Source organism: Paenibacillus sp. FSL R7-0026 (assembly GCF_038004485.1).
Taxonomy (GTDB): domain Bacteria; phylum Bacillota; class Bacilli; order Paenibacillales; family Paenibacillaceae; genus Paenibacillus; species Paenibacillus xylanexedens_A.
Window position 1 is genome coordinate 458,291 of the sequence record NZ_JBBORG010000001.1, and the last position, 15,120, is coordinate 473,410.

Genomic DNA, 15,120 nt, shown 5'->3' on the forward strand with positions numbered 1-15,120 from the left:
TTGATTCATTGTTCCACTATGTAATTACCCTGCTGTTCAGTAGCCAATCGATATCGAAGGGCCGTCTTGAATGATTATACTAAAATCTTCCTGGTCTTGGAAAAGGGAGCGATCCATTTTACGAAGTAAACACCGCTATTATCCTTTTTCTTCAACCAGAGGTTTGGTTTTGACGCTTGTGGGTGATAAGATGAAGTATACGAAATATGGAAGTCAAGACTTTGTAATTGGAGAGTTTTACATAAGAACAGACGAAGTGCGGAATCGGGTACAGGCCGGGCCGTACGATTAACGATAAAGGAGCAAGAATACAATGGCTAAACCTAAACAAACCAAAAAAGCAGCTGCCTGGTCTCTCGTAGTAATGGGAGCGGGATTTGCTGCATCCTTGCCGTTCCAGGGCGTTCCTGTGGGCAAGTTGCTGGTAGGATCATTTGAAGCGGGACTCGTGGGTGGACTTGCCGACTGGTTCGCAGTTACCGCACTATTCCGTCACCCGCTGGGTATTCCAATTCCGCATACAGCTTTGTTGCCAAAAAATCGGGATAAAATGACGGAAGGTCTGGTCTCCGCGGTAGAGAATAACTTGCTCAACAAAGACAGCATTACCGAGAAAATTGCAGATTTCAAAGCAGCAGAGACGGTGCTCGATACGTTGACACGTGAGCTTCACAGTGACGGGATCAAGATCATGATTGATACACTCTGCAAACGAATTCTGGCGGGTCTGCCGTTAGAGCAGATTGCCCCGCTCGTGGCACGTGAGATCAAGTCACAGGCGGGCGCCTTTGATCTGGGTCCGATTCTGGAACGGGCTGCCCACCAGATGACAGAGCGGGGCTACGATGCCAAAGCGCTGGACTACGGACTGAAGCAAGCCGAGGAGTGGCTGGTTAAGCCCGAGACAATCATGTTTTTAGGTGAAAGCGGCATGAAAGCCATCAGCGGCATTCAGATGAACGGATTGATGCAGTTTGCGATGAATGCGTTCTTGGGTTATATGAACGAGGAGCGTCTGGGTGGCATTTTACAAGGATATCTCTTCGATCGGGTAGAGGATATGAAACGTGAAGGTAGCGCTCTAAGGTACAAGGTGCTTGATATGGTACGTACCCAGACGGTGCGTTTGGCGATGAGCGAGGCTATGCAAGATGGAATCAACAGCTGGAAGAACAATATGCTTGAGGGCTGGAACGCAGAGGAAACGGTGCTGAACAAACTCATCGAACTGAGAGACAAGGCGCTCGCTGCGATGGAAGATGGACAGTATGTAGATACGTATGCACTGCCTGCCATTGAGCGGGTATTGGTTGATCTGCGGGCAGATGACGAGTTGATGACAGGCATGAATGCCAAGATCGTAAATGGCGTCACAACACTGCTGGAGAAAAACCATTCCAAAATCGGTAAACTGGTACGCGAAAATGTGGACAAAATGGACAATGCCACTTTGGTTTCGATGATTGAGGATAAGGTTGGACAGGATCTGCAATGGATTCGGATCAACGGAGCTGTTACCGGATTTGTTATCGGGATTGCGCTGACTGCGCTGCAGATGGCATTGGCATAACAGTAAATCATGTAAAAATAGGGCCGCTCTTTCGAGGAGCAGGCTCTTTTTGTCGTGGATGGGGAAATTATCATGTTCTTGATACAAGAATTAGGAAAGTGGGTAATGTACACCAAAGTGTCCTACTTGAATCATATAGGAAGAAAGTTACATGAAAACGATCCTGTTAGCCGATATGGCTCATGTTGATTTTGTACTATGATGCAGGTAACAGATGAATAGGGTGTACTTCACATATAGTGAATGCCTCGATTCTACCAAGAGGGGGGATTCGTATTAAACGTGTAGGATGGTTGAAGGGTTTATTCACACTAATGATAGTGTTTACTATATTTCTGGGAGGTTGTCAGAACATGAATGCAAGTGAGAAGGAAGCTCTATACCAAGAAGCTGAAGCAACCGTAATTCAGCACTTCAAGCAGAAGTTTGAACTGGATGTTGTGATTACAAGCAAAGAGTTGTTGCCGGAAATGGCAGTGTCCCAGATTGGGCTGAAAGGGCATGTGAAAGATCATGAAGATCAGAGCTTTGGCATATCGTACGACTACAAAAAGAAGGTAACCAAGAATCTGGTCATTAGCCCTGAGATTGAGAAAGTGATGATGGCCAAGGGACACGATCCATACGCCAAATAAAGGGAGGTGTAGTTATTGAGTAACGGGTCCAATATTGATGATGAAACGTATAAAACGATGTCTGATCTAGCCTACCAGGATCAAAAGGCTGGAGACAAATTAACGGAACTTCCCGGATGGGAGGTCCTTGAGGGGACGGAAAGCAACAAATTTTCCGGTTTTGATGCTGTAACATTTTATAATCCCGAGACCAAGGAAGCGGTCATTGCTTATCGTGGTACAGAAGGAAGTGCGTCCTTGGATCGCTCTGTACCTGACTTTGTCATGGATGGCCGCATTGGGGGCGGAGAATTGATTCGTAAGGGTCAGCAGGAAGCCGGGAATTTTGTTAATAATCTTACGCCGGATTGGCTCGACAAAGGGGTCGAAGGCGTCAAGGACTTCACGGGCATATCCAAAGTGGAGGATTGGGCTGGTGACAGGGTAAGAGACGTGGAGAACTGGACGGGTGATCGCGTAAAGGATATTGAAAAAACCGTTTCCCCTACAGGCTGGGCCAATCAGATGTATCAATCCGAAGACTACGCAAATCACATGCAGAACAAGCATAAGGATCTGAATTTCTCGATGACCGGACATTCCTTGGGCGGGGGAAATGCACAATATGCATCTGCTTATACCGGAATTCCAGCCGTGACGTTCAGTGCACCATCGGTAATGGGTAATTTGACACCAGAAATGCGGCGCCGGGCTGAAGCGGGTGCATTTGACGGGCAGGTTGTGAACTATGCCAATCCCAGTGATCTGGTAGCCAGCGGAACATTGGGAGGATATGACCGGCATGTAGGATCGACCTTCTACATTAATTCCAATTATGAGGATGCAAATGATGGAGTGGGCATTATCGATAAGGCCAAGAACTCATTTGGCGGGGAAAACTATCACAGTCTGGATCAATATGATTTCAAAAATGGTTACATATCCAATGACCTGTACGATCCGATTACTGGAGAGAGAATCCGCTATTCACCGCGCCTTATGGATCACATGGGACCGTTCAGCAAGAACTTCGGTCCGTTACGTTCCAAGTCTGGCGGCGGTGGAGGTATGGCTTCGGCTGCTGCGGCTTCAGGTCTAATTCAGGTAACGCCGGAAGAACTGAAAAGTGTCGCTTCCCGGTGGAAGCAAAATGCACAACAGTGCAATGCGGAGCTGAATCAGGTGCGAACCCGCATGGCCCAATATCTGCATACGAGCCGCAGTCGCAGGCTGGAGCCGATTGTCACCCAACTGGACGCGTCGATTCAAGAACTTAGCACATGGCATATGAAACATACCAGCCAGTTCTTGAACTTTATTGATGAGAAAGCAGATGCCTTCCGGCAGGCAGACGAGAGTCCGGTTCATTTTAATTAGGAACCAGGTTGGTTAATGTCGATATCACGTACATGGGGGAGGGGAACGCAAGTGGGTGGACAATTGCTGGTGGAATTGAATGATCTTCGAATTGCGGAAAAAGAACTGACACAGCTGCTTGCCCGTCTGCAAGCCGATGAACAGGAAGCGAGGGCGCTATACAGTCGCCTGAACGATTGGAAGGGGCAGTCCGCAGATCATACAAGACAGCAGATTGAAGAGTTTTTTGCGGGCCTGTCCAGACGTATTCAATCCATCGAACAGCAGAAGAAAAGCTTGCTGCAATACATTGAGATCATGATCCAGACGGATCAGGAACGCTAGCTAAAGAGTGGTTTGGCTGATGCCATATTGCGGATGGTAATCAGCGTGGATATCAGTGTGAATGTGGAGCGGCATGATTAGTGCTTTAACCACGTATTGTAAAGAACATGGGTAGCCAATCAAGATGATGATAGCTAAAAAGCCTATGGCACATCGGGTTTGATCCCGTATGCCATAGGCTTCTTTGTTATCTGAATTTTTCTCATTTTTTTGTAAAAATGTAAGTTAGTTCTTAACGTTTTTTGCGACGTGTAGCCAACGCAATCCCCAAGAAGGACAGGATCAGAGCCAGAATGGATACGATCAATGTTGCTTGTTGAAGCTTCAGTGTACCCGGATCTGTATCCGTGTTGTTTGGCTCACCTGTAACGGTGTCATTAAGTGCATCGCCCAGCGTGGTGTCATCATTTGCTTTGCTATCGTCGGTAGCTGCATTATCCCCAGTGGTTCCTTCTGTACCTGCACTATCATGTCCGCCACCTGCCGCAGCATTATCAGCAGCAGCCGGATCTTCGCTAATAGTCGTGATACTGTGCGGGTTGGCGTCACTTGGTTGGCCTGTCCATTCTACGATGCTACCATCACTGTAGTATTGGAAGGCATCCCAAGCTACTTCAGCTTCCGCCTTAGGGTTCTGTGCAACGAAGTTGAACTGCTGGAATTGTCCTGCCAGAATGCCTTCGTTATCGCCATCAACTTCCCATGTGATCGATGTGACTTCATTGGAATCGTTCTTCTCTGTGGTGATTTTCCAGCCTGCCAGTGGTTGATATTGCTTGAATGCAACACCTTCCGGAACTTTCATGGTGATTTTGGTTGTAGGCAGTTCTTTCTCGGATGGAATCTTAATCGTGTACGTCTGCCATGCGCTTGTCTGTGCAACGGATGGGCTAACGGTAACATGAGCGCTCGCGAATCCGGCGAATAACATGAATGCTGCGGTACCTGTTGCGATAGTGGATGTTAGTTTGGAAATCCATGATGTTTTCTTCAAAATAAATAACCCCTCTCAGTTCTTATCATATATGATGCGGCCCATTTTCTTAAATGAGTGTTTATATTCTGCAAAGGCCGTTTCGGTTACGAATGGTCTTTCGAGTGATTAAAAGCAGGTTACACTTGCTACTTCGATGACAGAATAACCCTCCGATCGCTGTTATCCCCAGATTTTTTGATTCCCTTTTCTTAAAGGGTAAAATCCGGGGATAGCATATGCTTCCGAAGCAGCTTTCTTTCAGAAAGCTTTTAGGCTAACGCTTCGCTTCTTCACGCTATTTCTGTCCTCTCCGTTCTCGTGTAGACTCAGAAAGCTTTTAGCTTCGCTTCTCCAGAATCAATTTCATTCCCTTCACTACATTTGCAGTTTGTAGAAACACTAATTTTAGATTGGGTCACTTTTCAATATAAACGTTGTGTAACTATGGCTTGGCGGTGTCGATCTCAAATTCGGCATCCAGTGCATCCAACGTTTTGGTCAGGAGATGTACCTTGATATTCCAACGTCCAGGCATGGAGATGTAATCTTCAGCCTTGTACACACCGGTGTCGTTTTTCGGAATGGTGATCTCATAGATCCCCATATCCATGTCCAGATGTGTGAGTGACAGTGTGATCTGTTCCAGATCGTTAACGATACTTCCATCTGCTCGTTTCACATCAACTTCGAATTGGTTCTCTCCCGTTACATTGGGACTCACCTGAAGTGTGATCGCCGAGCCGTCTTCTGTAGTCTTTGTCTCCTGATACGGTCCGACCGCAGTCGGTTGTCCTGGAGACAGGTGTGTCAGTACGGCAGCAAGAGCGAGAATGACAGCACCGGTAGCAAGTTCGGCTTTCAGGCTGCCGGATAATCTGCTTCCCGTTGCTGCTCTTGCCAATCTGGCATGACGCCATGCAAAGAGAACCATCACAATCAGCAGAACGATCTTGCCGATCAGGACAAGGCCATAGGCTGTAGTGAACAAGGAGGTCAGCACAGGTGCTGGTAGAATAATCAGACTGCTGTATATTCCTGTAGCAACCAGAGCGGCTACGGCGCCAATCCCCCAAGCGGTAAACCTGCGAATGGCAGTCCAGTAGACTTCTCCTCGCACCTTCGAAGGTAGCTTGTCGGCGAGTGGAGGCAGACATATCGCCATGGCGGTTAAAGCACCAATCCAGAAGGCTGCCCCGATCAGATGTATGAAATCCATGGCAATCGCGAGAGCTCGTTGATCCGCCGCAGCTGGATGTCCCGTCATGGCATGAGTGAACAGCCATCCAAGCACGAGCACGAGTGACCCGTAAGAAGACCAGATGCGAGCACGGATGGATCGATCGCGATCATATCCAGAGAGTATCGTGACGGCCAGCAGCATTACAATGAGTATCTGTAACATCCAGATCTGACCAAAGGATGTCAGCTTGAGCGCACTTCCGATTAGTCCCCAGCTTAGCTCGCCCAGAGCCACACCAGATTCATATAACGTATTTAGTGGCAGGCTGATCAGAGCGGCAAAGGAAGCAGCAGCGTAGCTGATCCATAACATTCTGTAGCTACCCGGAACGTCCATAGGTTCTCTTGTCATGGATGTCGGTGCGATTCGCAGCAGCAAGAATGCAAGTGTCCCCAGAATGACAGACAATCCGAGATACTGAATCCAGTCTGTCAGGGATACAATCCATTTCAGCGGCCCACCTGTTGAACCGGAACCGGATGTAAGATCACTCAGTCCGGCAGGAGAACCGGATGGTTCACCGATATGGAAAACATATGCTCCTTGAATCGGGTGTCCATCGGCAGATACAGCTTTCCAATTAACGGCATAAGTCCCGTTCCCGAGTCCAGTCTGCAGGCCAGTCTCCAGAATATGAGGGCGATCCACATCGATCTGTACATTTCCATCGTCTGCCTGATTGCCGTCAGGTCCGGTAATTTTGATATCATAAAAGGCCGTCTGCAAGGATTCGTTGAACTCCATTGTCAACCGCTCCGGAGCAGCTACGAGGATCTCATTTTCTCCTGGCGAAGCCTTAACAATATAAGCATGGGCAGATGCCCACTGTGGCATAACAAGGCAGCACACAAGCAACAGGCTGGTGACCAATGCCCAGTGCCGTTTGCCCCATTTCAGGGTAAAGCGTGTAAAAATCAAAAAATCATCACCCTCAGGTTATAGATTTGTAGTCATTCGTGGCCTTTAAACACAATCTAACCCATTATAACTTTGTCCAAAATGACTGCGTATGACTACATTGGGCTATAAAAAAACGATTTGGTCTACATAATTGTGACAAAAGCATGAATGCTATGTCATTTCTCACCTATGTCTGACGCACCTGTGAATCCGAAGCAACAATGTTTATTTGCGAAGTTTACGTCCTGCAAGCCCGCTCTCTAGCGCGTAGCGGGTGAGTTGTACCCGGTTTTCAAGCTGCAGCTTCTGCAAAATGTTCTTCAGATGATTCTTCACCGTCTGGTCTGAAATACCGAGCTGATCAGCGATCTCCCGATTGGTATATCCCGCGGATACCCATTGCAGAATCTCAAGCTCCCGCGCTGTTAGCGGGTTATCTTGCACATCTTCACTGCGTGGTGCGGGAAACTCCTGCAAAATCCGGTAGGCCAGTTCCTTACTGAGTGGTGCATCGTCACTGACGATGGCGCGCAGGTACTCCAGCCAGGTGGAAGGCGTTAGATTTTTGAGCAAATAACCTTGAGCGCCTTGTTTCAATGCTTCGAACAGAAAGGTCACATCATCCGAGACCGTGACCATAACAACAATAACATAAGGGAATCGCAGCTTGATCTGACGGGTAGCTTCCAGCCCATCCATGCCCGGCATCTGCACGTCCATCAGGATCAGGTCAGGCATCCACTGTCCGGTGAGCTCCAGCGCTTCCTGTCCATTCGAAGCTGTACCAATTACTTCAAACAGGCTGTCCTCGGATAAAATGCTACAGATCGCTTCACGCGCATGCGCATGATCATCAACAACCAAAACACGTACATGTTCCATATTAAGTATGCTCCTTTCCTATCGTCATTCGGGTATGCCCCGGTCTTGAATCGAGGGTAAAAGACCAACCCATCTCGGCAGCACGCTCCTTCGTAATTCGCAGTCCGTACCGATCCTTCAGATGAAGAGGATCTCCACTTAGTCCATTCCCATTATCCTGAATATAAATGAACCAGGCAATTGGGTTACCTTCTGCGTGAACCTGAACGCGGGTAGCCTGCGCATGTTTGCGTACATTCAGTAAACCCTCCCGGATACAAGCGAGCAGTTCCACTTGTTCCTTGGCAGAGAACGTTACACCCCTGAGGTCCCAATGAATCTGTGCACCAGGTACCGTTTCATTGACGAGCACTTCGACCTGCGCATGCAGTGAAATAATCTCGGGCGCCACGGTAGAGGAGGGAACATAACGCAACTGGGCAATAGCTTGCCTTACATATGTATTGACTTCATGCACGGTTTTTTGAATCTCCTGGATCTCATGCTCATGTCCGCTCCCTGCCAGACTACGGCCGGCTTTATCGGTCTTCACTGACAGCAGGAAAAGAGACTGAGATATGCCGTCGTGAAGTTCTCTTGCCAATTGGTCACGAGCTTCCAGCGCTGCTTTCGCTGCACGTTCCTGCTCCAGAGCAGCCCTGGCACCTTCAAGCATGTGGAACAATCGGCTGAGCAGTGTCACGCTGACGAGGTAAACGATGACGGGTGTTAACCAGTTTCCAGCATCCATCGAAAGGTACGGCATCAGAAACTGATGGCGAATGTATTCCCAGATGCCAACTGTGAATGTGGGGATCAGCAGAATCATCCATTTAATTTGTTTATAGGACATGAATGCAGAACTCCTTTGATCTAGGATTAGCTTAATTAGGTACTTTATTTATACAGGATTTATACAGGGATGGGATCATTATAACGCAAGCTTGTCCAAGACCCTAGTCTGTGTCTTTGGAGAAAGCTGGGGAGGATCAGGGAGTATTTAGAAGGATATCTAAGAACGACAAGGGGTGAAATGTTGTCACGCTAGGTGAGGGTTGGTGTGTCCAGCTGAGGAAGGCTGAGTCCGTTTTCCCTATCGGAGAAGGTCCTCTATACTTAATATAGAACGTGAATTCATTACAAAACATGTTAAGGAGTGACGCAACAACATGAGTCAAGAAGTATTGGAACGTCGCAGTGAATTGCTCAAAAAGAACATTCATCAGATGCTTGTTCAAGACAATCAGCACGGTATCAGTCGCCAAGACAACATGTTTTTGCAGCAGATGATTAAAGAGCTGCATCAGACCTCACATGAGCTGAATACCAAATCTTAATGTAGAATCTGCACGAGAATGAAGTTGTCTGGTGTACGATTCATTCCATGAAAATGAAAATGGCGCTATCTCCGATCAGACCGGGGATAGCGCTTTTACTTTTTCAGGGCTTATATTACTGCAACTGTTGCTGAGCGGTTCTTTTCTCAATATATTGAATGAACAACTCGGCAAGCTCCGGATCGAACTGTGAACCCGAACATACGCGTAGCTCTCGAATCGCTTCTTCCACGTTCTTGGTTTCCTGATACGGCCGCTCTGTCGTCATGGCATCAAAGGAGTCAATCACGGTCAGCATCCGGCAGAGCCGGGGAATCTCGTTACCCTTCAGGCCGTAAGGATAGCCTTTGCCATCATAGCGCTCGTGGTGAAGTTCAATATACGGAATCAGATCGGCGAAGCGATCGTTCGTGATCACCATTTTTTTGCCCCAAGTGACATGTCCTTTGATCGTTTCCCATTCTTCTGCAGTGAGCTTGTCCTTTTTGTTCAGAATGGACCAAGGAATCTCCAATTTTCCGATGTCATGAATCAGTGCTCCCAGCACGAAACGACGTTTCTCGGCATTGTCCAGTGCGAGCAATTCACTGATATCCAGTGCATATTTGTAGACCCGTTTGGAATGTTTAAACGTATCCATATCCTTGTATCTGAACAGATTGAGCTGCTGCTCGATGTCACGAACGTCCTGTACCAGATCAATCTCGTGTTCCATGCCATCATTGCTGCCGTGGCGGTGCACGTTGTTCTTGCCCTGTTTCTTCGCATAATACAGTGCTTTATCTGCCTGATCCACAAGCTGGGATTTGTTATACATATCCACCTGATAGGGCGCAACGCCAGCAGAGAAGGAGAGACAACCGTGTGGAAACACTTCAACGCCTTCAAATGGCGTGTCGTTCAGTTGTTTACGCAGCTTGTTCATGAACCTGTAGGATTCGTCCAACTCCATGCCTGGCATGAGCAAAGTAAACTCTTCCCCTCCATAACGAAAGGCGGTAACAGGTGTGCCTTCCGTCTTTCGCATCAGAAAATCCCCCAGCAGGGCCAGCAGACTGTCGCCTTGAAGGTGGCCAAAACGATCGTTATACTTTTTGAAATCATCAATATCAATAAGCCCCAGACAGAGCGGTGTTCCTTGCGTACGAGCGGTAGTGAGTTCATTTTCCAACATACTTTCAAAATAACTATGGTTGAACAGACCTGTGCGTTGATCCGTATTAGCTTTCTCCTCAATGCTCTGATACATGACAAACAACTGCTTGAATGCATGGGAGAGCAGAATACTGAGACTCAGATACAACAACAGACCGAGCACGCCATTGTGCACAACCAGAATCGTCAGGACAAGCGCCAGAATCAGCGTACATAAATAAACCAGCAGGGATTCGGTAACGAATGCCCGCTTCATCTGCTGTAATGCATCCTTTGTTGAGAAATGAAAGAATAAGCCAAGTGTGATCGTGTTGATGATGAAGTAGGCTGCGAGTGCTGCAAAATAAGGTATCAGGTTATAGCCGTCCAGAGTTCCCGATTGCCCGCCAGTCCACTCAAACACGGCAGCTGCTCCCGTAATCATGAGACTGTAGATGCTGAAATTGACAATGTGTTTCCACCAAGTGAGCTTGCGCTCTTTGATTAACAGGATGATGGAGACAGGAAGCAGTACAGACAAACTGAAAGCTCCGCCAAACATGAATATACAGGCAAGGTATACCGATGAATCCATGGATTGCTGATTGCCTTTGGGTGGAATCTGGAACGTGAAATAATCCAGAATTAACGCTGCACCCAGCATGGTGTAGACCATAACCCAATCCGCCGTGGTTAGATGAAGGTAAGACCACTTGTTCATGTACAGAAAAACACCGATCCCGGTACAACTAAGCAAAATAACATACAGACTGCTTCGATCTGCCTTATGGATAAGGTTACGAATAAAGTTCATAAAAAATCTCCTGCTTGGGTTTAGTCTACTCTTGATGTGTATATAATTGGTGTTCTTGTATATGGATATACTATATAGATGTATAACATACCAAGTTGCCTGCCAAAAATCCAGAAAGAAAAAACAGGCCGCTGGCAGCCTGTTTGTCTTGTTTGGCGGTATGGATACTAGCCGCCCAGCTTGTATCCCGAAGTTAATGCTACAACGACAGAAGCCACGATGATTGCGTTGATGACAATGCGGGAATATTTCACACCTTCAAACTTTTTCATGGAGAAGACCTCCCTTCCTTGGAGTCTACCTGTTTCTTCAAGCCTGATGAGTTTTAGCAGGTTGCACAGCCTTTTTGTCCCGATTCACCATCATGTATTGGATAAAAAGGAATATGCCAACGTTCATGACCACATCACCGATGCTGATGACCTGAGTCCGTGGATAAGGGCTGGAGAGTGGGATGATATCACCGAGAAAAGGCAAACGTGTAGACGCATCCATCATAAAATGTTTTGATACAGCGCCGCCTTCCCTGAGCATGTCTACATAATAGGGTCCCAGTACAGCAGAAGCTTCTACAGAAACTGGCATGCGCCCACCGTTTACAGCCATAACGGCAAAATTGAGAAATACCCCAATCCAGATGAGCATGAAACCGGTATGGTGTCTGTTGAGCCACAGGAAAGCGAGCCCTGTAATGTAGACGGCAGCAAAGAGATAACCATTAATGGATGCCACCCATTCGAATCGTTCCTGGAGATAGAAAATAAAGAACTGGATTAGCAACAATACCGGGAAAATCCAGCCACTTCGCAGCTTGAGTGCTGCAAACTGGTTGAGCCCATGCCGCAACCCGCCCCGAAAAAATCCAACGATCAAGCCTAGTAGAATACCGTCATATACCATGGAGTAACTCCTGTTCGTGCGGAGATATGCAATATGATTGCGTGTTTGTGTACATAAAGGATTCGACCTTATATTGGTAATTCCTGCATGAGAAAAATGATTTTGTAGAAGAAATTTGCAAAATGCTGAACAAAAAACCGCCTTTACGAATCTAGGGGTCGAAACCCCTGTAAAATTCGGTAAAGACGGATGTTTATAATGCCAAAATATGAGCTTTAATTCGGTTGGAGACGGAATTTATTTTATTCAGATCCACCGTTCAGATAGTTGAAGAAAGGCTGATCCACCCAGAAGTCATATGTCGTGATATCCGCATCAGGAGCCAGCTTCAGGAAACCTTCCCGAATGGCTTTGGCATTCTCTTTCAGAGAGAAGGACTGAGCATAATAATTGCCAAGCGCGATCTTATTATTGGAAATGACAGGGTAGTTCGCCAATGCGGTTGGTGAATAATACAGCGGTTGCCACCAGGAGCTGAGAATCAATGGCGATGTACTGTCACTGTTCTTCTTGGCATATTTCAGCACAATGTCGTTGAAGCGAACTTTGTCTGCCACATTGTTGAACTCGAACTGAATATCATATTCCTTCGCAGAAGCAATATAGTTACCGTTCTCGATCTGTGTCACTTTATAGTCTGGCGTTTCCTTTGGCTCGCCCCATTCCTTCAAATAAATGAAGGCAGATGTCTTGGGTTGGAATTGCACATCAGCATCAATGCCTTCACTACGCAGCAAACCAACCAACTGTACAGCATGTTGAATATTATCGTGGCCGTAGGTAAGTGTCAGTTCATCGATAAAGTTGGAATCAAAGCGGCTATCCTTCAGATTATAACCTGTTACGAGATCATCTCGCAGGGCCTGATCCACAATCTTTCTCAGCTCAGGTGATTCGATCAGATCCGCTGTGCGATATGCAGCATACAGTTTGGAATAGATGTCCGCATCGCCGGAACGCCCAATCTCATGTTTGTATTTCCCTTGACTAACCAGTACCCGTCCAAGCAAAGTATTAGCGAAATCTTTACTTGCTACGCCACCCTTAAGGAGAGCGGGGTACAGGCTTTCGGGAATGAGGCCTGTATCAATCGCCGCAGCCAGTTCCTGTGCGGCTTGTCCCTGAACACGGTTTGGGTTAATGCCAACTTTGGCAAGTGCTTTGGCTGTTTTCTCTGCAGGATATGTATAAGCCAGTTCCTTGAATCCGGCAGCTTTCACCGCGATGAAGACCGCCCCATAAGTGCTCAGTTGATCCTTGGCGCGTACTTCTGTACCCGTAAGAACCCCATTATTGTATAAGGATACGGCAGCATCATATGAAGAATCACCAGAAGACAGATCGGTAAAGACAGGAGTTTTGGCTTCACTGTCACTTGCTTGAGTTGCTTCCGTGATGGCTGCAATGGCTTGAATGAAATCACCTTTGGTAATCTGTTGCGGCAATTGAACGTTGTATTTCGCTTGCAAGAATTGAGCAAAATCCGCTGCGCTTTCCGTGTAAGCAACTGGAGCCTGAGCTATCGGTCCTTTGACACTTTGTGAGGTGGTTGGTTTAGCCGGAGTTGCAGATGCTGCAGAAGCAGAAGCGGGCAAGCTAAGGCTGCCGAGTGTTACCGGAGCGGCAAGTAGGGCCGCCAACGTGATCTGGGTGATTTTTTTCAAATGAATAGCCTCCTTAAGATGGGTTGGAAAATGATCAGCTTTGGGTTATAATTCTGACAATTCCTATCAGAATAGAATAATTGGATTGACTTTAGCACGGAGACGCGCTGGATGTCAACGAAAAAAAGCTTGATACAGAGCGGTTTCCAAAGCTTGGTAGAAAGCGAGTTGTCAATTATATTCTATTTGAGTGTATACGCTCAAAGATTTATTGACAAGGATCGACAGTATCCGCTAGGATAAGAAAAAAGAATGTTGAAAAGGGGTATTTTCAAAATGAAAAGAGGTTTATCGTTCGTCTTATCGATCATCATGTTGGCTATTTTGTTGGCAGCTTGTGGGAATTCGGCTTCCAAAGACGAACAATCCGCCCAAGGCAGTGATTCGGAGAAATCTCTTCGGATGGCCCTCGTACTTCCCGAAAAAATAGGGGTTAACCCTTTCTTTGTACAGATGGATGAAGGCTTCAAAAAAGCAGGCGAAGAATTCAAAGTAGATACCAAGACGATTGAATCGACAGACCCGGCAGCATTTGAACAAAATCTGCGTGCTGCGGTTGCCGAGAATTATGATCTGATTATTACAGCCACTTTCCAGGCAGAAGATGCATTGAAGAAAGTTGCTGCAGAAAATCCGGACAAGTCCTTTGCAATTGTAGATACAACAGTGGATCTGCCTAACGTACGTAGCGTTGGTTTCCGTGAATATGAAGGGGCGTATCTGCTTGGTGCAGCTGCTGGATTGTCCACCAAAACAGATAAAGTCGGCATGATCGCAGCAATGGATGTACCATTGATCAAGAAATATACGGAAGGTTTCAAAGCAGGATTGGAATCCGTGAATCCAGACGCAGAATTCCTCGTGAACTATGTAGGTGGATTTAATGACCCGGCCAAAGCAAAAGAATTGGCACTGGTACAATTCGGCAAAGGCGCTGACTTCATCGCTGGCGCATCCGCTGTAGGTGATCTCGGCGTGTTCGAAGCAGCCAAAGAAAAAGGCTTCTACACTTCAGGTCAAGATACGGACCGTACCGTTGAAGACCCGGAACATATCGTATTGTCTCAATTGAAATCAACCGATACGGTTGCTTATGAGACTGTGAAAGATTTTGTAGAAGGCAACTTCAAAGCAGGCGCTGTTAACTACGGTTTGAAAGAAGACGGTGTAGGCCTGACGTACGTTACACGTGATAGTGAATCTCCATTGAATGCTTTTGTCGGACAAGAAGTGATCGACAAAGTTAAAGCAATTAAGGATGATATCGTATCCGGCAAAATCGTAGTCAAAGATCCATTGCAACAATAGTTTTGATTGTTCTTTTCAATGAATGAGTGATGGAAATGATCAGCCGGCTGCCCGATCAGGCAGCCGGTTTTGCTGCTATTAAATGACCAGTATATGTTCAA

At 46.8% G+C, this 15,120-nt stretch carries 13 protein-coding genes; 6 read left to right on the forward strand and 7 right to left on the reverse strand.

The window, feature by feature from the left end:
- Positions 1–313 precede the first annotated feature (313 nt).
- The 4 genes from MKY44_RS02215 to MKY44_RS02230 all read left to right on the forward strand — a co-directional run bounded on the left by MKY44_RS02215 (position 314) and on the right by MKY44_RS02230 (position 3,885).
- Complete coding sequence (locus tag MKY44_RS02215; protein WP_341005880.1) at positions 314–1,570, forward strand: DUF445 domain-containing protein; 1,257 nt, start codon at positions 314–316, stop codon at positions 1,568–1,570.
- Positions 1,571–1,923: 353 nt separating this feature from the next.
- Positions 1,924–2,205, forward strand: a complete 282-nt coding sequence (locus MKY44_RS02220) for a hypothetical protein (RefSeq protein ID WP_091038121.1) — start codon at positions 1,924–1,926, stop codon at positions 2,203–2,205.
- Positions 2,206–2,220: 15 nt separating this feature from the next.
- Positions 2,221–3,561 carry a hypothetical protein gene (locus tag MKY44_RS02225; RefSeq protein ID WP_341005881.1) on the forward strand — a complete coding sequence of 447 codons (1,341 nt, stop codon included), beginning with the start codon at positions 2,221–2,223 and terminating at the stop codon, positions 3,559–3,561.
- A gap of 51 nt (positions 3,562–3,612) precedes the next feature.
- Positions 3,613–3,885: a hypothetical protein gene (locus tag MKY44_RS02230; RefSeq protein WP_017691024.1), complete on the forward strand. Its 273-nt coding sequence runs from the start codon at positions 3,613–3,615 to the stop codon at positions 3,883–3,885.
- Positions 3,886–4,117: 232 nt separating this feature from the next.
- Here MKY44_RS02230 and MKY44_RS02235 read toward each other — a convergent pair whose 3' ends face one another.
- The 4 genes from MKY44_RS02235 to MKY44_RS02250 form a co-directional block, all read right to left on the reverse strand.
- Positions 4,118–4,879, reverse strand: coding sequence for a YcnI family copper-binding membrane protein (locus MKY44_RS02235; protein ID WP_341005882.1), 762 nt, complete (start codon positions 4,877–4,879; stop codon positions 4,118–4,120).
- Positions 4,880–5,303: 424 nt separating this feature from the next.
- Positions 5,304–7,019, reverse strand: coding sequence for a copper resistance CopC/CopD family protein (locus tag MKY44_RS02240; RefSeq protein WP_341005883.1), 1,716 nt, complete (start codon positions 7,017–7,019; stop codon positions 5,304–5,306).
- Between the two features lie 207 nt (positions 7,020–7,226).
- Entirely contained in the window at positions 7,227–7,883 is a 657-nt protein-coding gene (locus MKY44_RS02245) for a response regulator (protein ID WP_036616682.1), read from the reverse strand.
- A 1-nt stretch (position 7,884) separates the two neighbouring features.
- Positions 7,885–8,715: a sensor histidine kinase gene (locus MKY44_RS02250; protein WP_341005884.1), complete on the reverse strand. Its 831-nt coding sequence runs from the start codon at positions 8,713–8,715 to the stop codon at positions 7,885–7,887.
- Between the two features lie 316 nt (positions 8,716–9,031).
- Here MKY44_RS02250 and MKY44_RS02255 point away from each other — a divergent pair, with 316 nt between their 5' ends.
- Positions 9,032–9,199 (forward strand): hypothetical protein, encoded by a 168-nt coding sequence (locus MKY44_RS02255; RefSeq protein WP_017691019.1) that lies wholly within the window; start codon positions 9,032–9,034, stop codon positions 9,197–9,199.
- A gap of 115 nt (positions 9,200–9,314) precedes the next feature.
- Here MKY44_RS02255 and MKY44_RS02260 read toward each other — a convergent pair whose 3' ends face one another.
- The 3 genes from MKY44_RS02260 to MKY44_RS02270 form a co-directional block, all read right to left on the reverse strand.
- Positions 9,315–11,147 carry a bifunctional diguanylate cyclase/phosphohydrolase gene (locus MKY44_RS02260; RefSeq protein WP_341005885.1) on the reverse strand — a complete coding sequence of 611 codons (1,833 nt, stop codon included), beginning with the start codon at positions 11,145–11,147 and terminating at the stop codon, positions 9,315–9,317.
- A 309-nt stretch (positions 11,148–11,456) separates the two neighbouring features.
- On the reverse strand, positions 11,457–12,047 hold the full coding sequence (locus tag MKY44_RS02265; protein ID WP_338590296.1) for a DUF5317 domain-containing protein: 591 nt from the start codon (positions 12,045–12,047) through the stop codon (positions 11,457–11,459).
- A gap of 242 nt (positions 12,048–12,289) precedes the next feature.
- On the reverse strand, positions 12,290–13,711 hold the full coding sequence (locus MKY44_RS02270; protein ID WP_341005886.1) for a hypothetical protein: 1,422 nt from the start codon (positions 13,709–13,711) through the stop codon (positions 12,290–12,292).
- Between the two features lie 276 nt (positions 13,712–13,987).
- Here MKY44_RS02270 and MKY44_RS02275 point away from each other — a divergent pair, with 276 nt between their 5' ends.
- Positions 13,988–15,019: a BMP family lipoprotein gene (locus MKY44_RS02275; protein ID WP_017691014.1), complete on the forward strand. Its 1,032-nt coding sequence runs from the start codon at positions 13,988–13,990 to the stop codon at positions 15,017–15,019.
- The last annotated feature ends 101 nt before the right edge of the window (positions 15,020–15,120 follow it).